At 39.4% G+C, this 20783-nt stretch carries 17 protein-coding genes; 3 read left to right on the forward strand and 14 right to left on the reverse strand.

The features are described from left to right. Positions 1-42 precede the first annotated feature (42 nt). The 3 genes from VF685_RS11095 to VF685_RS11105 all read left to right on the forward strand — a co-directional run bounded on the left by VF685_RS11095 (position 43) and on the right by VF685_RS11105 (position 4602). Positions 43-1548: a TnsD family Tn7-like transposition protein gene (locus tag VF685_RS11095; RefSeq protein ID WP_440203631.1), complete on the forward strand. Its 1506-nt coding sequence runs from the start codon at positions 43-45 to the stop codon at positions 1546-1548. Next, the gene (locus VF685_RS11100; RefSeq protein WP_440203632.1) at positions 1545-3143 is read left to right on the forward strand and encodes a Tn7-like element transposition protein TnsE; all 1599 of its coding nucleotides are present in this window, start codon (positions 1545-1547) and stop codon (positions 3141-3143) included. Before VF685_RS11095 ends, VF685_RS11100 begins: the two co-directional genes overlap by 4 nt. Before the next feature lie 88 nt (positions 3144-3231). Next, a complete protein-coding gene (locus VF685_RS11105; protein WP_104490508.1) occupies positions 3232-4602 on the forward strand; it encodes a phosphomannomutase CpsG in 1371 nt (456 codons plus the stop codon). A 57-nt stretch (positions 4603-4659) separates the two neighbouring features. Here VF685_RS11105 and galE read toward each other — a convergent pair whose 3' ends face one another. Genes galE through VF685_RS11175 form a run of 14 tightly spaced genes read right to left on the reverse strand, consistent with a single transcriptional unit; the run spans position 4660 to position 20777 of the window. After that, a complete protein-coding gene (gene galE, locus VF685_RS11110) occupies positions 4660-5676 on the reverse strand; it encodes a UDP-glucose 4-epimerase GalE (protein WP_168382163.1) in 1017 nt (338 codons plus the stop codon). Beyond that, positions 5669-7333, reverse strand: a complete 1665-nt coding sequence (pgi, locus tag VF685_RS11115; protein WP_440203633.1) for a glucose-6-phosphate isomerase — start codon at positions 7331-7333, stop codon at positions 5669-5671. The genes galE and pgi overlap by 8 nt, the downstream gene beginning before the upstream one ends. Next, positions 7333-8589: a nucleotide sugar dehydrogenase gene (locus tag VF685_RS11120; RefSeq protein WP_104490001.1), complete on the reverse strand. Its 1257-nt coding sequence runs from the start codon at positions 8587-8589 to the stop codon at positions 7333-7335. Before VF685_RS11120 ends, pgi begins: the two co-directional genes overlap by 1 nt. Before the next feature lie 18 nt (positions 8590-8607). After that, a complete protein-coding gene (gene galU, locus VF685_RS11125) occupies positions 8608-9483 on the reverse strand; it encodes a UTP--glucose-1-phosphate uridylyltransferase GalU (RefSeq protein WP_104489058.1) in 876 nt (291 codons plus the stop codon). 24 nt (positions 9484-9507) lie between these two features. Further along, on the reverse strand, positions 9508-11382 hold the full coding sequence (locus VF685_RS11130; RefSeq protein WP_440203634.1) for a polysaccharide biosynthesis protein: 1875 nt from the start codon (positions 11380-11382) through the stop codon (positions 9508-9510). A gap of 42 nt (positions 11383-11424) precedes the next feature. Further along, positions 11425-11955: an acetyltransferase gene (locus VF685_RS11135; RefSeq protein WP_156188687.1), complete on the reverse strand. Its 531-nt coding sequence runs from the start codon at positions 11953-11955 to the stop codon at positions 11425-11427. After that, entirely contained in the window at positions 11948-12958 is a 1011-nt protein-coding gene (locus VF685_RS11140) for an MraY family glycosyltransferase (protein ID WP_440203635.1), read from the reverse strand. The genes VF685_RS11135 and VF685_RS11140 overlap by 8 nt, the downstream gene beginning before the upstream one ends. 14 nt (positions 12959-12972) lie before the next feature. Continuing rightward, positions 12973-13920: an NAD-dependent epimerase/dehydratase family protein gene (locus tag VF685_RS11145; protein ID WP_168370279.1), complete on the reverse strand. Its 948-nt coding sequence runs from the start codon at positions 13918-13920 to the stop codon at positions 12973-12975. Further along, on the reverse strand, positions 13910-15043 hold the full coding sequence (locus tag VF685_RS11150) for a glycosyltransferase family 4 protein (protein WP_440203636.1): 1134 nt from the start codon (positions 15041-15043) through the stop codon (positions 13910-13912). The genes VF685_RS11145 and VF685_RS11150 overlap by 11 nt, the downstream gene beginning before the upstream one ends. Before the next feature lie 18 nt (positions 15044-15061). Next, positions 15062-16177 carry a hypothetical protein gene (locus VF685_RS11155; protein WP_440203637.1) on the reverse strand — a complete coding sequence of 372 codons (1116 nt, stop codon included), beginning with the start codon at positions 16175-16177 and terminating at the stop codon, positions 15062-15064. 1 nt (position 16178) lies between these two features. Continuing rightward, on the reverse strand, positions 16179-17528 hold the full coding sequence (locus tag VF685_RS11160) for a phenylacetate--CoA ligase family protein (RefSeq protein WP_440203638.1): 1350 nt from the start codon (positions 17526-17528) through the stop codon (positions 16179-16181). Between the two features lie 48 nt (positions 17529-17576). Next, positions 17577-18665 (reverse strand): glycosyltransferase family 4 protein, encoded by a 1089-nt coding sequence (locus VF685_RS11165; RefSeq protein WP_440203639.1) that lies wholly within the window; start codon positions 18663-18665, stop codon positions 17577-17579. Positions 18666-18707: 42 nt separating this feature from the next. After that, entirely contained in the window at positions 18708-19787 is a 1080-nt protein-coding gene (locus tag VF685_RS11170) for a glycosyltransferase family 4 protein (RefSeq protein ID WP_440203640.1), read from the reverse strand. Positions 19788-19802: 15 nt separating this feature from the next. After that, a complete protein-coding gene (locus VF685_RS11175) occupies positions 19803-20777 on the reverse strand; it encodes a polysaccharide pyruvyl transferase family protein (protein ID WP_440203641.1) in 975 nt (324 codons plus the stop codon). Positions 20778-20783: the final 6 nt, after the last annotated feature.

Genomic DNA, 20783 nt, shown 5'->3' on the forward strand with positions numbered 1-20783 from the left:
TCAAATTTTCCAATACCATATCCAGATGAGTTAATTTACAGTGTGATTGCACGTTATGCTATTCACAATGGAATTTTAAGTCCCAAATACCTTACTGAAGAATTATTCAATAATAGAAATTTGACGCCAACTTACGATTTACCGTCGTACATAGACAAATTGGCCAGTTATCTACCAGATTGCTATGATGCACTCCATTTAATCAACCACCACACCTTATTGCCAATTTATCAACCGTTTCAACCTGATACAGTGATGCGTTATGCTGTACATGTATTACAGGGTGAACAGTATCAATCATTACATACCAAGTTGGGAAAAAATGCGTCGCGAATCAAGTCTGTGAATTTTTTTCGGTTCTGTCCGCATTGTTGGCAAGAACAGATGGAACAATATGGTGAAGTGTATTGGAAACGTAGCTGGCAGATTACAGGATATGAATATTGTATAAAGCATGAATCTGCCCTTTTTGTCAGCTCTGTTCCTTGCAATGGGCTAGACCGAAGATTTTATAATGCTCATTTAAATGTCCTTATTGACTCCTCACAACTTTTTATTAATTCACAAGACTTAAAGCGTCATCTAGAGTTAGCAAAAATAATCGAGGATCTACTTATGCAATCTAGCCATATTGCAGTACAAGATGTTTCGATTTTATCAAATGCCTACTTCAATCTATTGAAAGACAGAGGCTTACTGTCAGGTCAAAAAAATATCAACTACGAAAAAATTCGTCACCTTGTCTTAGATTACTGGGGCGAAAGCTTTCTTAAATACTATCATTTAGATGATCTTCTTTCTGAGAACTGCTGGCTCAAAAATATGTGCAGGAAACATCGTAAAGCATTTTCTTATCTTGAGCATTGCATTGTATTAAAATCGCTGGTTCCAGAGCAAAAACCAATTGAAACATATAAGCAATATGTTAGCTTAGCATCAATAGAAAAAACAAACTTAGATCGGCAGCACGAAGCTCCCCCTGTATGGGTTAATAATAAAGTTGATAAGATTTTATCTAAAGATCAAAAACAATGGACAAAATTAATTCAGAAAAATTCTGTTAAGCAGGCACGTCAATGTGATCCTGCACTTTACGCTCGGTTATATCGTAATCATAAGAACTGGCTATTACTGACAAATAAATCTGCTGTGATATTACCTTCAGCCATTCCCAAGCCACGTGTCGATTGGAAAAAGCGAGATCAACAATTGATTAAACAACTCATCAAAATCCGGGATCAATTATTAGAAGATCTCGACTCTCCACAATGGACAAAAAAGTTTTTTATTAAGCAACTTGGCTCGGTAAGTATGATTGAAAAAAACTGGAGGTTTTTACCACTCACCACCGCCTTTCTAGAGCGTTACGCAGAATCTGTAGATTGTTATCAAATACGCCGTCTTACACGAACATTTATTCGTCAACACACTGACAATCAGTTCTATCCACCGAGTGTTTTTCTTCGACTATCCGGATTAAGTCCTGAGCGATTAACGCCAGAAGCTCGTAGATTTTTTAATAATATTGAGAGAGAAATAAAACAATGAGCGATTGCCCAATCGAAGAGTTACCGAAGAATTTGATTTATTATACTGCAACAGAAATTAGTCGACGTGGTCAAACTCGGTTTGATATTAATACTCACTTTTTTAATCCAACTATTAATCGTTCTATTCAGCTTAAATTACCAATTGAGAGTATTATTCTTTATGATTACCTCACCCCAATTGCAGATTCTGAGCCAAAGGAATTATTTTTCCATACACTTGAACGTGTAAATTTCACAGCATTCAAAACAATCACTCTATTGGGGGATGAGCATAAAAAAAGAGATCAAGGCCGGATCTGTTTTGAGTTTGATTACTACTCAAAAGTATTAAATAAAAATCTTATTATTCAAATACCGAAACTCATTCTTGCTCGGGATCTATTCTTTTCACATCCTTATCTTTTACGTGCAGCACTGTTTGCGGAAAACTATTCAACAGATATTCTAGTGGATACGAATGATGAAAAAGCTATTCATATTACTATTGCGCAAAACAAAAAAATTCTGAGCGCAGATATCTCTGATCCTCATTTTTTGAAAAAATTGGCCTTAATTCTTTTACAACCTGATTTAAATAAAGCCTTCCTTAGTATTTATCAAAAAACAATTATTGATCAAAACAATGCTAAAAATTTTAATTTCGATATGAATACTCCTGAGATCAAAAATATTGATCTAACAGTAGATGGAATTTATGATAAAGAAACTGGTATTTACAGAATTGAACGCATCACATCTTTCAAAAATTTGGAGACTGGGATTGATAGACCTGTACAATTTCATTTTACTACAAGAAAAATGATACAACAGGTCAAAAATCCTCAAGTTCAAAGTTCAAATAAACCAAAACTAACAAATTCCTCTAAAGAGAAATTGAATCAAAATGCTGATGCAGATATCGATCAGCGGTTGATCAAGCTAAGAAACCTACCTGCAGAAATTTATACTATAGAAGACTTAAAAATTTCTTTAGAAACGCCGCCTACTAAAACTACAGTACGGAAGAAACTACTAAAGAAAATGGAGGAAAATAAAAATCAAGATGAAGGATTTGCAGGAGGAGAAGGAGATATCGAGGGCACAATACCTGGATTTACAATCGAATCAGACACTCAACTAGAGCGAATCACGCATAAAGACTTGATTAAGGTGTTGGACCAAATTGAAAAAAAAGGATATGACGTTAAAGAAATCAAGAACTCTCCATTTAAAAAATATAAACTTTTTAGAGGGCATAAGTTTTCTAATGGCACTCAACTAAGATACTTTTATGTCTATAGAATCATCAATACAAACAATGATGAAAAATTTTATCTATGTGAAATTGATACATCAGATGGAAAAAAGAACATTTCTACATTATTACTCCGATATGAAAAAAAAACTCAATTATTAATTGAGACCGATTTGGAAAAATTGAACAATTCAATACTTTCTCAATCGCTCAGTTGGCCTAAAAAGTTTCTATCTGAGATAAGAGGTATTACTGCCTTTACTACGATTAATCATCCTTCTAAACAGAAACAACTAGAAGATGTAAATTATTACGCTGACTGGGCTCAACGGATCTTAGCAAAGGTAAAATCGATATAAAAGTTAAACGGCAACTTGGCATATAGGAGCTATTTTCCTTCTATAATCATACCTTCCTTACTTCGCAGGAATTATTTCGAGAATTTAGATGACCCAACTGACTTGCTTTAAAGCTTACGATATTCGCGGCAAACTAGGCTCTGAGCTGAACGAAGAGATTGCCTATAAAATTGGCCGTGCCTATGGCCAGATTTACCAGCCAAAAACTGTGGCGATTGGCTGCGATATCCGTTTAAGCAGTGAAGACTTAAAACAGGCCACCATCAAAGGCCTGAATGATGCAGGCGTCAATGTCCTTGATCTGGGCATGACCGGCACCGAAGAAGTCTATTTTGCCGCCTTCCATCTGGATGTCCAGGGCGGGATTGAAGTCACTGCCAGTCACAACCCGATGGACTATAACGGCATGAAACTGGTACGCGAAAATGCCCGTCCAATCAGTGCCGATACTGGCTTAAAAGAAATTCAGGCCTTAGCAGAAGCTGGTACATTTACCGAAGTTACAGCCAAAGGAACCACCCAGTCCTACAATATTTTGCCGGAATTTGTAGATCATCTGATGACCTATATTGATCCAGCCAAGATTCGCCCAATGAAGCTGGTGGTGAATGCCGGCAATGGTGCTGCAGGTCATGTCATTGATGCAATTGAAGATAAATTCAAGGCCCTGAATGTTCCGGTGGAGTTTGTCAAAATTCACCATGAAGCCGATGGTACGTTCCCGAACGGGATTCCGAACCCGATTCTGGTAGAAAACCGCGACAGCACCCGCGAGGCAGTACTGGCGCATGGTGCAGATCTGGGCATTGCCTGGGATGGCGACTTTGACCGCTGCTTCCTGTTTGATGAAAAAGGCCAGTTTATTGAAGGCTATTACATCGTGGGGCTGTTAGCACAGGCTTTCTTGCTGAAACAGTCCGGTGAAAAAATTGTGCATGATCCGCGACTGGTCTGGAACACCTTTGATGTGGTGGAACAGTATCAGGGCGAAGCAATCCAGTCCAAATCTGGGCATGCCTTTATTAAAGATGTGATGCGTGAGCACAACGCGGTTTATGGCGGAGAAATGAGTGCCCACCACTATTTCCGTGACTTTGCCTATTGTGATAGCGGTATGATTCCATGGTTACTGGCGATTGCGGTGCTGTCTGAAACCGGCCAATCTTTATCAAGTCTGGTTGAAGAGATGATTGCCAAGTTCCCATGCTCAGGTGAAATTAATTTTAAAGTGGCGGATACCCAAGCCACCATTCAAAAGATCTTTGAGCACTATGCCGATCAGAACCCGGCCATTGATCAGACCGATGGCGTAAGTCTGGATTTTGGCGCCTGGCGTTTTAATGTGCGTGCCTCCAATACCGAGCCTTTATTACGTTTGAATATTGAAAGCCGCCGTGACCAGCAACCCAAACCAATGCAAGACTATGTCGATGAATTGACCCGTTTGATTCAGGCTTAACATAAAAAATGGAGCATAAATGCTCCATTTTTTTATTGTACGAGGATCTGAACCTACTTAACGATAGCCATTTGGATTCTGTTTTTGCCAGTTCCAGCTATCGGCCAGCATATCTTCCAGACCATACTGCGGTTGCCAGCCTAGCTCGGCAATAGCACGCCGATTGTCTGCAAAAGAGGTTGCCACATCGCCCGCCCGGCGTGGCGCCAGTTCAAATGGAATCTGTACCCCATTGACCTGTTCAAAGGTATTTTTCACCTGTAACACGGAAATCCCGTTTCCGGTTCCAATATTCCAGGCACGACAGCCCTGGGCATTTAAACGGTTATTCAGTGCGCATAAGTGTGCATTGGCCAGGTCCACCACATGGATATAATCGCGGACGCCTGTGCCATCGACGGTATCGTAATCGCTACCAAAGATTGAAAGCTTTTCACGACGACCGACAGCCACCTGGGTCACATAAGGCATCAGGTTATTTGGAATGCCTTGCGGATCTTCACCAATCTGGCCACTTTTATGCGCACCAACCGGATTAAAATAACGTAATAAGGCAATTGACCAGCGCTCATCAGCAACTGCCAGTTTTTCCAATAACTGTTCAATAATCAGTTTGGTATAGCCATAATTGTTGCTTGGCATCCCCGTTGGCATTTCTTCATTTAAAGGAGAGGTATTGGCTTCATCATACACCGTTGCAGAGGAACTAAAGACCAGTTTAAACACCCCTGCGCGTTGCATCGCCTGGGCCAGACTGATAGAACCCGCAATATTATGCTCAAAATAAGCCAGTGGAATTTGCTGACTTTCCCCCACCGCTTTAAGACCGGCAAAATGAATCACCGCATCAATCTTGTGCTGCTGGAACAGCTGATCCAGACCAGCACCATCCCGAATATCCCCTTCAATAAAATGGAGACTTTTCTGGGTCAGTGCTTGTACCCGTTGTAATGATTCTGCCGAACTGTTCGACAAGTTATCCAGCACCACCACCTGATGCCCGGCATTGAGCAGCTCCAGACAGGTATGCGAACCAATATAACCGGCGCCACCGGTGACCAGAATATTAGCCATCTGATTTTCCTAATAAAATATGTAATAAACCCTGTGTCGAAGCATCCAATGCCGATACATCCTGCTGCTGGCCATTTAAAATTGGCAACAGCTGATTGGCAATTTCCTTGCCCTTTTCTACGCCCCACTGATCAAAGGGGTTAATATTCCAGATCACCGACTGGACAAACACCTTATGCTCATACAAGGCAATCAGCATCCCCAAGCTATACGGGTTCAGTTCCTGGATTAAAAAGGTTGAACTCGGCTGATTACCGGCATATTGCTTATACGGTGGCAGACTGCCTAGCTCGGCCTGATCCAGTGCCTGATTGCCAAAAGCCAGTAAGCGTGATTGTGCCAGACAGTTAGACAGCGCCAGATGGTGCTGCTCGACCAGCGCCTCTGCACTTTCTGCATAGGTAAACTGGTTAGCATTGTAACGTTTGACCGGGGCAATAAAATCACAGCTGACCGCCTGTGTCCCTTGATGCAGCAGCTGATAAAACGCATGCTGGGCATTCGGTCCCACTTCACCCCAGACAATTGGACAGGTATCCAGTTCGACTGCTTCGCCACTGCGCTGAATCGATTTACCATTCGATTCCATTTCCAGCTGCTGCAGATAAGAGGCAAAATATTTTAAGCGGCCATCATAGGGTAAAACCGCATGGGTCTGAATATCCAGAAAATTATTATTCCAGATCCCGAGTAGGCCCATCAACACCGGAATATTCTGTGCAAATGGTGCGGTCTGGAAATGCTGATCCACTGCATAGGCACCGGCCAAAAAGGCTTTAAAGCCTTCTACCCCAATAATTAGCGCAATTGGCAAGCCGATACAGGACCAGAGTGAATAACGGCCACCCACCCAATCCCACAGCAGGAACTGGTTTTCTGGCGCAATGCCCCATGCGGTCATTTTATCGGGCTTGGTCGAGACCCCAACAAAATGATGCTGTAATACACGTGCCTGTTTACCCAAGGCTTTTTCCAGCCATAAACGGACGGTTTGTGCATTGGACAAGGTATCAATGGTACCAAAAGATTTAGAGGAAATAATAAATAGCGTGGTTTCCGGACGCAGCTTATGCAGTAAATCTGAGAGCTGGCTGCCATCCATGGTCGAAACGAAATGCACGCTCAGTGGCTTGGCACTTGGATGTTTAAAATCGGACAGTGCCTGAGTCGCCATCAAAGGTCCCAAGTCTGAACCGCCGACGCCGATATTGACCACATCCTGAATTACTTCACCGGTCGCACCGCGGCATTGTCCGGCATGAATTTTTTCTACCAGCTGATACATGCGCTGTAGCTGGGTCTGTACCTGCTGTGCCAGTTCCGGATGAGTACTGTCCTGTTCTGGCAAACGCAGCGCCCAATGCATGGCTGCACGCTGTTCGGTATAGTTAATCGTATCGGTGGAAAACAGGGTGTTGATCCAGCCCGATAAGTCATGTGCCTCAGCAAAGCGAATCAGCTGTGCCAGTACTTCGGCATCGATCCGCTGCTTGCTATAATCGAAAACCAGCGATTTTAAACGTACGGAGAAGTGCTCGAAACGCTGCGCATCCTGTGCAAATAAATCGGTTAAATGGCGCTGTTCAAACTGATTTTTTAAAGTCTGTAACTGTAATAACAGTGAATCACGCGTATGTACCGCTGCTGAACTGCTCATTAGCGTCCTACTCCCATATAGGCAAAGCCTTGCGCTTTGACAAACTGCGGATCATAGATATTACGGCCATCTAAAATTAACGGATGCTGCATACTGTTGAGCAGGGTTTTATAGTCCGGACTCCAGTAATGTTTCCAGGCGGTTAACAGGCACAGCGCATGGCTGTCTTTGACGGCTTCATACTGGTCCTGACACAAAATCAGGTCATCGCGTTCACCATACAGTGCCTGAATTTCTGGCAAGGCTTGCGGATCGTGTAATTTAACCGTAAGCCCTTGCGCCCAGAGTGCCTTGAGCATGGCGTGAATCGGTGAATGGTGTACGCGTGAGGTATTTTCCTTAAAGGCTGCACCCCAGATGGCAATGGTTTTGCCTTTTAAATCACCCTGATAATAGTTCCACAGTTTGCGAAACAGCAGTTCTTTTTGCTGCTCATTAATCTCCCAGACCTGGGCTAAAAGCTGACTTTTGACCCCGGTGGTTGACACGGTATTGGCCAGGGTCAGGACATCATGCGAGAAGTTTTCTCCGCCAAAACCGGCACCCGGGTACATATAAGACGCGCCAATCCGGCTATCCGCCGCCATGCCCTGACGCACATGCTCAATATCAATACCCAGTTTTTCGGCCACCACAGCCAAGTCATTGATATAACTGATCCGGGTCGCCAGCATGCCGGAAATACTCAGCTTGGTAAATTCCGCATCCAGCACCGGCATAAACAGATATTGCTGCTTGCGTGGAAATAGTGGACGTAAAAACTCTTGCACTTTGCTCTGTACCTGCGGGTTCATACAACCCACGGTCAGCTGCTCCGCCTGGGTGATACTGGCCAGCGCATTGCCTTCCTGACTCATATCTGGCAGATACACCCAGTCATCTTCAGGCAGTAGCTGTTTCAAACGTGCCGTACCCTGCAAGCCGAGGGTCGAGGCATTGATCATCAGTTTTGGATGAATGATCGGACGCTGCTGGAGCTGCTGCAACAGTTCAATCAGCAGCGGTTCTTCAGCCGGATTCAGGCTAAACAGATAGACATCAATCTCCAAACCCAGCTCTTTCAGGCTACAGTAATGCAGAAAGCCTTGGGCATGTTGCTGCTGCAGCAGCCGGTTGACCGCCTCATCCTGAAAATCAGGCGCTTCCGGGCTATCTTGCTCGAAAATGTCACACCAGTAGACCTTGTGCCCACATTCTGCCAATAGCGCCGCCATCACCCCGGCATAAAGCGTTCGACCAAAAACTGCAACCTTCATGCTGACCTCTGCCCCGTATTAGTCTTTTAGTTCTTGAATCAACTGTTTAAATGCTGCACCTAAACTTGGGTGATCCACCCCGTAGTGCAAGACTGCCTTTAAGTAGCCGAGTTTGCTGCCGCAATCAAAGGTCTGGCCTTTCATGCGGTAGGCTTCGACGGTTTCCAGCTGCTGTAATGCAGCAATGGCATCGGTCAGCTGGATTTCATTCCCGGCCCCTTTCGGTGTGGTAGCCAACAGCTGCATAATTTTGGCTGGCAATACATAACGCCCGATCACGGAAAGATTAGAAGGTGCAGTACCGACCGCCGGTTTCTCGACAATGCCTTGCATTGCAGCGCTCTGACCTTCTGCAGGGGCAGCGGCAACATCCACAATGCCATACTGATCGACCAGATGCTCCGGCACAGCTTCGACCATAATCTGCGCTGCTTGGGTGGCATTAAAACGTTCAATCATTAAAGCCAGATCATTTTTTTCTGCCTGATCTTTGACCAGCACATCTGGCAATAACACGGCAAAAGCTTCATCACCGACAATATCTTTGGCACACAGCACCGCATGACCCAGGCCCAGCGGCTGTGGCTGACGCACACTGACCACGCTGACCTGCGGCGGTAAAATTTCGGTAATTTCTTTTAGCAAATCCCACTTTTGCTTCTGCTCTAATGTGGTTTCCAGTTCAAAGTTACGATCGAAGTAGTTTTCAATTGACGCTTTGGAAGAATGTGTGACCAGAATAATCTGTTCAATACCGGCAGCAACCGCTTCACGCACCACATATTCAATCGCTGGACGATCGACCACCGTTACCATTTCTTTAGGAATAGATTTACTGGCTGGTAAAAAACGGGTACCCAAACCTGCAACAGGTAAAATCGCCTTCTTAATCATATACTTTAACCTGATCTCAATATTTTAATTTACTTTAACTTCTTTACCACGTTGATAGCCATCAACATAGTGCTCCAGCTGGCTTAATGCCCAATCAATATCCGATTGCACCGCAGTTAAATCATTGAAGCGCTCAAAGACCTGCAATAACTCATCCAGAGGATACATTTTTTCATAAGAACGTAAAATCCGGCTGTGTTGCGTCACTTCGGTATTATCGGCATCAATCAGTAATTCTTCGTAAAGTTTTTCACCGGGACGTAAACCGGAGTACTGGATTTCAATATCACCATCCTGACTGTCGGCTTCACGCACTTTCAGGCCACTGAGCGCAATCATCTGACGGGCCAGATCCTGAATCCGTACCGGCTCGCCCATATCCAGCAGGAACACATCGCCACCATGACCCAAGGCACCAGCCTGAATCACCAGCTGTGAGGCTTCAGGAATGGTCATAAAGAAACGGGTCACATCCGGATGGGTCACGGTAATCGGGCCGCCTTTGGCAATCTGCTGTTTAAATAATGGCACCACAGAACCCGATGAACCGAGCACGTTCCCAAAACGTACAATACTGATCTGGGTCTGGTCCTGCGCTTCTGCCATGGCCTGACAGTACAGCTCGGCCATACGTTTCGATGCACCCATGACATTGGTCGGACGTACGGCTTTATCGGTTGAAATCAGTACAAAGGTTTCAACGCCATTTTTGACGGCTGCATTCAAACTAAAAGCGGTACCAATTGCATTATTTTTCAGGCCAGCAATCGGGTTACATTCTACCAGTGGCACATGCTTATAGGCCGCCGCATGATAGACGGTCTGCACCGCATACTGTTCAATAATCCGTTCCAGTTTAGCCTGATCCAGAACCGTACCCAGAATCGGGATAATTTCGACATTGGATGCCAGACGCAGTTCTTTATCAATACTGTACAGGGCAAATTCGGTCAGCTCATAAATCACCAGTTTCTGTGGCTGGTTTTTAATAATCTGGCGGCATAGCTCGGAACCAATTGAACCCCCAGCACCTGTGACCATTACCACTTTATCTTTAATATTTTTTTCCAGCAGCTCTGCCACAGGCGGCACCGGATCACGGCCCAGCAAGTCAATAATATCAACTTCCTGAATATCGGAAACGCGGATTTCACCATCCACCAGTTTGGTCAGGCCCGGAATTTCAGTAATTTTTAAATGTGCCGGTTCCAGAAATTTAACGATTTCACTTTTGCGGCTACGCCCCACAGAGGGTAGAGCAATCAGGATTTCATCAATCCGCAATTTACCAAAACATTTAAGCGCTGTTTCCGGCAAATAGACATCAATCCCGCCAATATTCTGTCCACTTAAAGATGGATTATCATCAATAAAGAAAATGGGTAAATGTTCATTAGAGCGGTTTAAGGTCGCAGCGACCTGCTGGCCAGCATTGCCTGCCCCATAAATCGCGATGCGTTTTTTCGGTACGCCCGCCTGCACATAAGAACGGACAATAAAACGGATGATCCCACGGCTAAACCACACCCAGGCGAACATCATAAAGCCGAACATCAATGGAATTGAGGTTGGAATAAAAGCATCTGTTAAATAGGCCAAGGCATAGAGTCCCGCTACCGCCAGAAAGGTCGCTAGCCCCAGTTTGACCATAAACACTTCATTGTAGGTACGTACAATAAAGCGGTACACCCCAAACACAAACAGCAGGATAACCGCAATTGCACTGACCCACAGTGAACCAAACGGAATATTCGGCACCACCTCTGCACCAAGGTCAAACTGACGAATGGCATAACACAGCCAGATTAGCACTGGAAATACACAGAAATCCAGAATGACCAGAAAAGCCAATTTGGCAGCACGGGGGGATTCGACGAGAGGAATAACGATGGATTTCATATAGTTTTCAATAAGTCATATCTTAATTTAAAGAATTTGTTATTAAGATTTATGTCCAATACGGGTTCCCACCTCTAAAAAAGAGCCAGACGGAATTCTCTGTCCGCCTGCGATGTTTACGCCAACACTTAAATGACTAAAGTGTTCGATCACCACATCATGATCTAGCAAGGTCCCAATATTAAGAAGCACACCATCTTGAATAATCGTATTCGTGCCAATTATACACCCTGCCATAATACTTACCCCCTGACCAATTTGAGCAGAAGGTGAAATTACAGCCTGTGGATGTATGATAGTGGCGAGTGGTATTGATAAATCAAGCAGTAATTGTTGCCATTTTTGTCGTATTTGGTTATTTCCGACCGCAACAATTGCCTCCACATTTTCTTGCTGAAGCTGAGACAAGTTTTGAATATTTGAGATGATTGAATATTGGCCTACTTGTTTTTGCTCAGGCCAGCGGTCATCCACAAAGTAAATTTGCTGCCATTGTGCAGATAACGCTGCTACTTCAGCAATGGATTGACCAAAGCCCCCTGCCCCCAGAATCAGCAGATTTTTTTTAGGCATCTGGATGTCCTGCTTTTAATTTCATTGCAATTAATACAAGCGGTAAATAGGCCACCAATACCATAAATTCCGGATAAGCCAATGGCTGGGTAACGGTATAATAGGCTAGTGGCAATAACCACAATAGGTTAATCGCTGCTACAGCCAATGTCACAGGCGTATGACTACCCCATTTACGCGATAAGATTTGATAACTATGACTACGATGGGCATCATACATTTTATAGCCGCTCAGCACGCGCTTAATAAGCGTATAGGTAGCATCCACCACAAACACCCCTAAACAAATAATCCATGCACAAAAAAGGGCTAAATTTTCTTTGAGGGCGATGAGCGCCAAAATACCCAAAGTGAGGCCGAGAAATCCGCTACAGGCATCACCCATAAAAATTTTAGCCTTGGGAAAGTTCCACAGTAAAAAGCCAAATACACAGGCTGCCAATAACCAGTGTATGTCGGAGTTTAATGTTGTATTCAGTACATAATACAAAATGGCCATACTAACGACAGTGGTAATGGCTTCGACACTGGCAATGCCGTTAATGCCATCCATAAAGTTATATAAGTTTAATAACCACACCAAAAACAGTACAGCAATAATATTGGCACTAAACCCAAGTGCTAGACCATTAAAAGCTGTAACTTCGCTAAAGCCTCCTAAGCTGATCACCACGCTAATCGCCACTAAAAAATGTATGGCTAAGCGCAGCATAGAATTGATATGGCCATGGTCATCTAAAAAGCCCAGTAAAGCGATAACAAAACCTGCAGCCATGAGGGTTAAACCAATATGTAGAGTCAATTGTTGGCTATAGATCAACACCGTAAGTGCCAATAAGTAGCTACACACCACCGCAACCCCACCACCGCGGGGCGTGGGTACACTGTGGGAGCTACGTTCATTGGGGTTGTCTATTATATTTTTCTTGAGGGCGTAGGCGCGCATGAAATAGGTCATCGCAAACGCAAGTAAAAAGAAAATAAAAAGGGATAGCATGGACATATTTGTGACTAGGCTCAGTTTTGATGCGCTGTGTTAAACATTTTTTCTAGGCTTGTATCGACATTATACGGTGCTGTCCAACCTAAAAGTTGTGTATTTTTAGTGGTATCTACCACCAGTTCTGAACATAAACGTGAAGCCACTGCTTTTTTCCCCACCAAGCTTGCCATAAAGCTGATCAAGCTTTTTGGTACAGGTAGCATTAGCAATTGATTATTTTGATATTTTGCTAATTTTTCAAATAATTGTTTGACTGAAATGTCATCCTGATCACTGGCTAAAAATACTTCACGGTTCGCATTTGGGTGGGTCATACAAGTATGAATAAGGTCAGCCAAATTATAAACACTCACCATACTGCGTTTATTGTCTAAGCAACCAATCGGTAAAGGGAGTTTTTTACTTGCCAAGTTCACCATACTTTTAAAGTTGGCTTTTACGTTTGGTCCATAAATGAGTACTGGACGAATAATAACAACTTCTAAGCCAGTATTCTTAGAAAGCTCTAATAAGGCTTGTTCTGCTTCATATTTAGATAAGCCATACGGGTCATCTGTGTGGACATCGTCATTAGGACAAAAGGCTTGCGTGGTGGTTTGTTCACCATTGACTTTAATGCTGCTTAAGTAAATAAAGCGTTTAACGCCACTTTGTACTGCTTTTTGTGCAAGGTTTAATGTGCCTTGTACATTGGTTTGGCGATATGCTTCAAGTGGTGATGATGCAGTTTCATGCATGACATGCGCACGACCTGCACAGTGAATAATAACCTCAACCTCACTCAAATCAATATGGTCTAAATTGTCATTTAGGTCAAAATTGATATTACTAATATTTGGATGATCAAATGTTTGGGCTTTACGTGTATGCGCTAAAACTGAATCGCCTTTTTCAGCCAAGAATTGTGATAAGTATTGACCGAGGAAACCGTTACTGCCTGTAATTAATATTTTATTTTGCATGTGAATTCTGCACTAATTTTTCATAAATATTCATATGTGTTTTTACAACTTGCTTTATATCAAATTTCTGCTCTGCTAAAAGCCGGGCATTATGGCCAAACTCTAAACACAAATCATCATTAGTGATTAATTTTTCAATCGCATTTGCTAAGCTTTGTTCATCTTTTACCGTTACTAGAAAACCTGTTTTATTATTTTCTATGGCTTCACGACAGCCTGGCACATCTGTAGTTACAATAGGCCGCCCCAAAGCTTGCGCTTCTAACAATACCTTTGGCATGCCTTCACGATATGAAGGTAAAACTACTACCGTAGCCTGACTTAAAACTTCAGGCATATTGCTTTGATGTCCCCACCACTCCAAATCTCCTTTTTGTACCCATTCATTTAACTCTTGTTCAGTTAAGGAGGCAGGATTATCAGGATCAATACCGCCAACTAAAACAAATCTTACGTCAGGGTATCGTTCTTTCAATAATAGGACACTCTTATGAAATTCATATACACCTTTATCTGCCAATAAACGACAAGCCATTAGCACTATTTTGTTTCTTAAAGGCAGCGGCTGAATATCAAATTGTTGTAGATCTACACCAGAGCCAGGAATTAGTACTGTCTGTGACTCTGGAATCGCTACATATTGGCGTAATATTCTTAAATCATCTAAATTTTGAACAATAACTGTTTTATTTTTAGCACTCAGCGCAAGTCGATATAGAGGAATGATACCTAAGCGTAGAATTTTAGCTTTTAACATGGTATTAGTAAAAATAAAGCCAAGCCCTGAAATTGCATAAACAATAGCAGGCACTTTAGCCAAAATTGAGGCCAAGCCACCAATAAGCACAGGTTTAATAGTAACCAAATGAACCACATCTGGTTGAATTTTTTTAAGTTTATTTTTTAAATCAAAAAGTAATTTTAATGTTTGAGCGGGATTAACACTACCTCTTTCAAGGTTGATAGGATGAACTTTTAGACCTAAAGATTCAAGATAACTCATTCTACCAGTATCTTTAGCAAAAATATGTACTTCATGCCCTTGTTTTAAAGCTTCAAGCGCTATAGGCAACCTGTGAGAGATAAAAAACCAGTCTATATTTACAATATATATAATTTTCATATTAAACCTAAATTTATATCAAGTATTTTTTCTAACTTTATATCTGTATAAAACATATATCATCAAATAAATAAATATAGGCATAAACATCCATTTTTGACGAGTAGCAATACCAAGGTTTGCTGTAGTTAGTGCAAGAACTGTACATACTAAAAAAGCATATATAACTAACCAGAAATTCACCCCCTCAAAAAAGACTTTTAATTTAGCCTTATATAAAGTATATGAAAATATGACTAATAAAATTGTATTCTCGATTGATGTCAATAATGTTAATCCGCTATATGCATCAAAAGGTAATGGTCTAAAAACATAAGTAAACATTTGCAATGGATAGCTCATCGAAGAAAGATCAAAAGAAGATCCCCCCCCTTGGTTTAAACTTTGACGATTATCAACATAGTCAGACACTCCTGTTAAAGATACATCGTCTAATCCCACATACTCTTTTATAAAACCTAATGCTGAATAAAGACTGAGTAAAACTATAAAAACTGTGATTGTTTTTATAATTAGATTAACTCTAGATACAACAACAATATAAAGAAAGTAGGAAATTATTATCATTAATGCTATATGTGGCCGAACCATAAAAATGGAGAAAAATGCCAACGGCAATAAAAGCTTGAATTTATTATTAACTACAGAATATAAAAAGAGGCAAACCCCAAAGAATACTATTGAGTCCTTCCCTAATGCTGAACTCCAAAAACTCATGGAAGGAATAAAAAGAACCAAAAACCAAAAAGACCCTAAAAACAATAAATATGGCTTTAATACTTTATATAAAAATATTAAACCTAGCACACCAAAAATATTAAAAAATAAAAAAGAGTTTAAATAACTGGCATCAAATAGTGTATAAAATAATCCTGAAACAAAAACTACAAATCTTGAACCAGGATAAAACTCATAGTAACCTAAAAGAGTTTTTTCATAATAAGCTATTGAGTCAACTGTATTAAAAAAACTAAAAATATAATAAATCAAACAAAACAAAGTATGCCAAATGGCTAACGCAGAAACAATTAAAATATCTCTTTTTTCTCGAAACCCAATAATAAATGATAACAAAATAGTTACTATAACCAACATTATAGTCAATAGTAATTGATAGTAGTCAAAAGTAAACATTTTATTTACCTATTAGGTTCTTAACAATTCGAAACTTCCCACTTTTCTCTTTATCAATAACTTCAACATATCTAATATTTAATTCAATCTCATCACCAACTCTTTCTCTCAATGCCGAAATAAAATTAGACTCTTGTGCAGTGTTATACTCTTTATTGACTACAAGCTTTACTTCAATATGATCAATTCTATCTTGAATAAGTTGGAAGCATACGATACCTTTTGTATCTTTAGTAGAATTACTAATGTTACCTAAATTCACTTTGCCATGAGTGGGTGAAAGAATATAATCGTTAGTACGCCCCTCTAGCTGCTCTACTAACGGAAAAATAGAGCCACATTCGCATTGCTTTGAAGCGTCACCTAAAGTAATTGAATCCCCAATTCTATATCTTATGAGTGGTGTACCGTGGGTTGTAAAAGACGTCACCAATATTTGCCCTGATTGTGCTGGCTCTAAATTATCATCTACAACTTCAAAAATTCCTGTTAAAGGATGAATATGTAAATGCCCAGCACTGCATTCTAAAATAAATGGCGCCCCCTCTGAAGAGGCATACTGATCTACTAACTTACATCCTAAAACCTCAGAAATCACCTGTCTATGTTCTGCCAAGACCGTTTCTGCTGTTGGGAAAAAAACTTTCGCTTTACCTGTATACTTTAAACCTTTAGCCTTTGCAATTTGACAAATTTCAAAAACACTCGATGGAAAACCAACCAAAAAGTCAGGTTGAAATTCATTTAAAGACTTCCAATACACATCAAAATTTTTTTCGTTGATTAAAAAAGTGGAATAGAATCTAATTTTATTGACAAAATCGTAATGTGAACAAATACCTTTCTCTATATCCTTTTGAGTGATTAAATTTTTACCAGAAAACCAAGCTGTTTTTTTACCTAGCTCATAACCGTGTTGTGCACGAAAATGATCAAGTATCGCAAAGCGTTCTTGCATATCTTTTTTTGTATAAATTACTTTCATAGAGGCACCTGTTGTACCTCCTGTTAAACTCACGATACCGTCTGACTCGCTTATAGTCTTTATTTTATTTAAATGATTAATAATATCTTCTTTTTCAAGAATTTTAACACGCTCTAAAATGTCTAATTTTTCTTCTTTATACCATTCTGAATTATTTATAACATAAGAAAAAAAATTGTCTTTCTTGATATTAATTTCCTGTTCTAATTCTTTTTCTGAAAAATTCTCTACTTTTTTATAGTACTCTCTAAAAGAGTTATAACTCCCACCATGTCTGATCTTATATTGATAGACATTAAATAATGTAACGGCTAAATTTTGAATAAAATGAGGGCTAAAACGAACCAGACTTTCTTTAAGTGACATTTTCAAGCTCAATATTTGTATAAATTAAACAATATAAATAATCAACGTTTACTTGCTTAGTATGCTACTATATAAATCTAAATGAAGTTTTGCTGATTTAGAAATTGAATACTGAGTAGAACTCTGAATCGCATTTCTAGAATACTCTTCTATAAGTTTAGGTTGATTAATAAGATGAATTATAGCATCAGCCAAAGCCTTTGAATTTTTAGGAGGTACAACTATACCATTTTTACTATTCTCAATAACTTCAGCACATCCACCAACATCTGTTACAATACAAGGCAACCCAGACACTGCAGCTTCCGTTAAAGCTATAGGTAACCCTTCCCAAGCCGAACTCATAAGAAACACATCTGCTTGGTATAGAAATTCTGGAATATTTGTTTTAACACCAACAAAATCAACAATATTTTCCATTCCATTATTTTCAATAAAACCAATAAGTTGGGATTTTAAAACAGGGGCGCCTTCACCTGCTATTCGTACTTTAAGTTTATTTTTCAACTTTTCATCTAATAAAGTCAGAGCTATAAGCATGTTCATATAATCTTTTTGCTCTGATATGCGACCAACCATTACAATATTAATAATATCATTTGGTGATCTAATACGCTTATATCCAATAAATTTATCTTCTGAAACAGCATTTGGGATTGTATTGATATTACGCATAGTATAGCTTTCTAAAGCTTTAGCACATTTGTTGGAAATACCAACATATTCATCTACAAGTCGATTGAAAACTTGATATAAAAGTTTTCCCCACCGTGGTTCCATAGAGTGATGGGTATAAACAACAGGAACTGAGCTTAAAGCAGTAAATATTATCCCAAAAGCTAAATGAGTATGACAAATATCAATATTATGATCAGAAATATACCTTTTGATACGAAGCATACCTAACCATGGTTTTTTACGAGTTTCGTTACCAATGATATAAATATTGACTCCTGAGGACTTTAAATCATTTAGAAAATTCTCTTCATATACAGGATCTCTACCTACATCAGATGCATTACTTAAAAATGCTATATGTAAATTATGACCTTGGCTAGCTAAACACTTAGCTAAATCTTTTACATAAACTTCAGCACCACCAGATGCAGGAGCAGATATAATATGAAGAATATTCATGTTTTACTCAAAAATAATTAATAAAATTTAGACATGTAAAGATTAAAGACTATCTAACAGCTTAATCCATTGCTCAATTATAGATCGTGGCTGATAAATTTTGGCTTTCTCCTTACTTTTGAAATTAATTAACTTTCTTTTTTCCTCATTTTTCATCAAGTCAATTAATGAAGATGCAAAGAGATTAATATTATTTTGAGGAACGAGAATAGAGTCTGTATCAGCTAATATTTCTGCAGGACCAGTTTCACAATCAAATGCAACTACAGGCAAGCCAAAAGCCTGAGCTTCTAAGAGAACCATAGGAAATCCTTCAAAACGTGAGCTCAAACATAAAATTTCAGCTTGCTCATAGTAATTTTTTACATTACTAGTATTACCTACTAACTCTACACTACTAATCAAATCATTATTATAAATAAAATTAGTCAACTTTTGTCTATCTTCTCCCTCACCAACAATTTTCAATTTCCATTCGGGCATAAATTCATGAACATGGAGCCATGCTTCTAGTAACATATCAAAACCCTTAACGTGAGTAAGTCGACCAACAGCTAATACAATTTTTGTATTTTTTTCTGTTGTATAATTTTGAATAATCGGGAACGGGCAAGGATTTGATATAGCAATAACTTGTGCATTGATATTTTTTAAATCATTTTGCCATAAAATTTTATCTTTTTCAGTTAAAGTTATCACATAATCACAATATTTTGCTGCAAGTTTTCGGGATAGATCTCTAAATTTGACTCCATTATTGTTATTAAAATTAAAATGCTCCCAAGAAATATGTTTAACTCTTAAACCTAATAAAGCTGGTATGGTGAAAATACAGGCAATACTGTCAACTACGATTAAAGTATCAATCTGTTGCTGTGTAACAAATTTACGAATACGCCACACAGTACCCAAAAAATTTTTTTTGAAAGAAATCTTTTGGGGATAAAGTGAATATATCTTAATATCATGTTTTAGCTCAAAAAAAGGCTGCTTTCCATCAGTAAGACTTAAAATGGATACTTGAAAATTTTTCTGAGCTAATACATTGGAAATTAATGTAGTTACTCTTTCTGTGCCGCCTGAATTACTTAAATTTCCTATTAAGAAGCAAACTTTTTTCAAAATAACACCTTATAATTAATTACTGATAAAAGTACTAACTGTTTTCTTTAATTCATTTGCTAAGATCAAGTAATCTGATTTATTAACTAAAGTAGTATTTTCATCAATTAAGCCTGTAATTGAAAAATTAGGTGAAATCTCTTTTGTTTTTCTATTTACATTAATTGTATGAAATAGCTCAGACAACCCCTCCATACGACATGCATCAAATTCCTTTTCAAATCCATTCAAGTAAATAACAGGTGTACCCAGTGCTAAACACGGTAAAGCACAATGTATACGCGAGGTAATGACTAATTTAGCGGTTGAGTATTTTTTTAATAGCTCTTCAGCTAAAATAAATTTCTCATCCTCTGTATAAGTATCTTTTGGTAGCTCTTGTTTTATATATTCAGCTTGATCTAATAAACTTTTAGAAAATATTTTTTTCATAAAATAATTAGTTAAATTCATATTAAAAATATCACCTTTTATAATACCTTTAACTAAACTTTTAGTATTAGTAAAAATACGTTCCTTATTTGGAAAACCATATAAGGGGTCGACAATATAAATTTTCCCATCATTTTCTATAGAATCTTTTTTAGCATAAGAATCTAAGGTTAATGTAAGGCAACCCGTAAAATAAGCTTTGATGCCTTTACTTTCTAATAATCTAACTGTGTAATGATCACGACAGCCTATTGGCTCATGTTTTTTTAAATATGCAATACCTGACTCACTTAACATACGATCTGCAGCTGAGCTATTAATATGTAAAGAAACAAATAAAGGCTCTAATTGAGATGAAGGCACCCAAGTCTCAGGATGATGAGTAAACCATCCATTTAAAATAATTTTAGATATCTCACCATTATATTGCCCTAAACACTCACGGTTTACATAACTATCAACCTGAGGTAAAAACTGCTTTGCAGCCAAACTTTGAATATAATCGCCAATATTAAACCAGCGATCTCCCTCAGCATATGTCATAATAGAATATTTCATTAAAAA

The organism is Acinetobacter sp. Brlt_5 (assembly GCF_051949055.1).
GTDB lineage: Bacteria > Pseudomonadota > Gammaproteobacteria > Pseudomonadales > Moraxellaceae > Acinetobacter > Acinetobacter indicus.

Bases quoted from the DNA above. Each gene is read 5' to 3' on its own strand.
- VF685_RS11100 (WP_440203632.1), top strand. From the start codon at position 1,545: ATGAGCGATTGCCCAATCGAAGAGTTACCGAAGAATTTGATTTATTAT.
- VF685_RS11105 (WP_104490508.1), top strand. From the start codon at position 3,232: ATGACCCAACTGACTTGCTTTAAAGCTTACGATATTCGCGGCAAACTA.
- galE (WP_168382163.1), bottom strand. From the start codon at position 5,676: ATGGCTAATATTCTGGTCACCGGTGGCGCCGGTTATATTGGTTCGCAT.
- pgi (WP_440203633.1), bottom strand. From the start codon at position 7,333: ATGAGCAGTTCAGCAGCGGTACATACGCGTGATTCACTGTTATTACAG.
- VF685_RS11120 (WP_104490001.1), bottom strand. From the start codon at position 8,589: ATGAAGGTTGCAGTTTTTGGTCGAACGCTTTATGCCGGGGTGATGGCG.
- galU (WP_104489058.1), bottom strand. From the start codon at position 9,483: ATGATTAAGAAGGCGATTTTACCTGTTGCAGGTTTGGGTACCCGTTTT.
- VF685_RS11130 (WP_440203634.1), bottom strand. From the start codon at position 11,382: ATGAAATCCATCGTTATTCCTCTCGTCGAATCCCCCCGTGCTGCCAAA.
- VF685_RS11135 (WP_156188687.1), bottom strand. From the start codon at position 11,955: ATGCCTAAAAAAAATCTGCTGATTCTGGGGGCAGGGGGCTTTGGTCAA.
- VF685_RS11140 (WP_440203635.1), bottom strand. From the start codon at position 12,958: ATGTCCATGCTATCCCTTTTTATTTTCTTTTTACTTGCGTTTGCGATG.
- VF685_RS11145 (WP_168370279.1), bottom strand. From the start codon at position 13,920: ATGCAAAATAAAATATTAATTACAGGCAGTAACGGTTTCCTCGGTCAA.
- VF685_RS11150 (WP_440203636.1), bottom strand. From the start codon at position 15,043: ATGAAAATTATATATATTGTAAATATAGACTGGTTTTTTATCTCTCAC.
- VF685_RS11155 (WP_440203637.1), bottom strand. From the start codon at position 16,177: ATGTTTACTTTTGACTACTATCAATTACTATTGACTATAATGTTGGTT.
- VF685_RS11160 (WP_440203638.1), bottom strand. From the start codon at position 17,528: ATGTCACTTAAAGAAAGTCTGGTTCGTTTTAGCCCTCATTTTATTCAA.
- VF685_RS11165 (WP_440203639.1), bottom strand. From the start codon at position 18,665: ATGAATATTCTTCATATTATATCTGCTCCTGCATCTGGTGGTGCTGAA.
- VF685_RS11175 (WP_440203641.1), bottom strand. From the start codon at position 20,777: ATGAAATATTCTATTATGACATATGCTGAGGGAGATCGCTGGTTTAAT.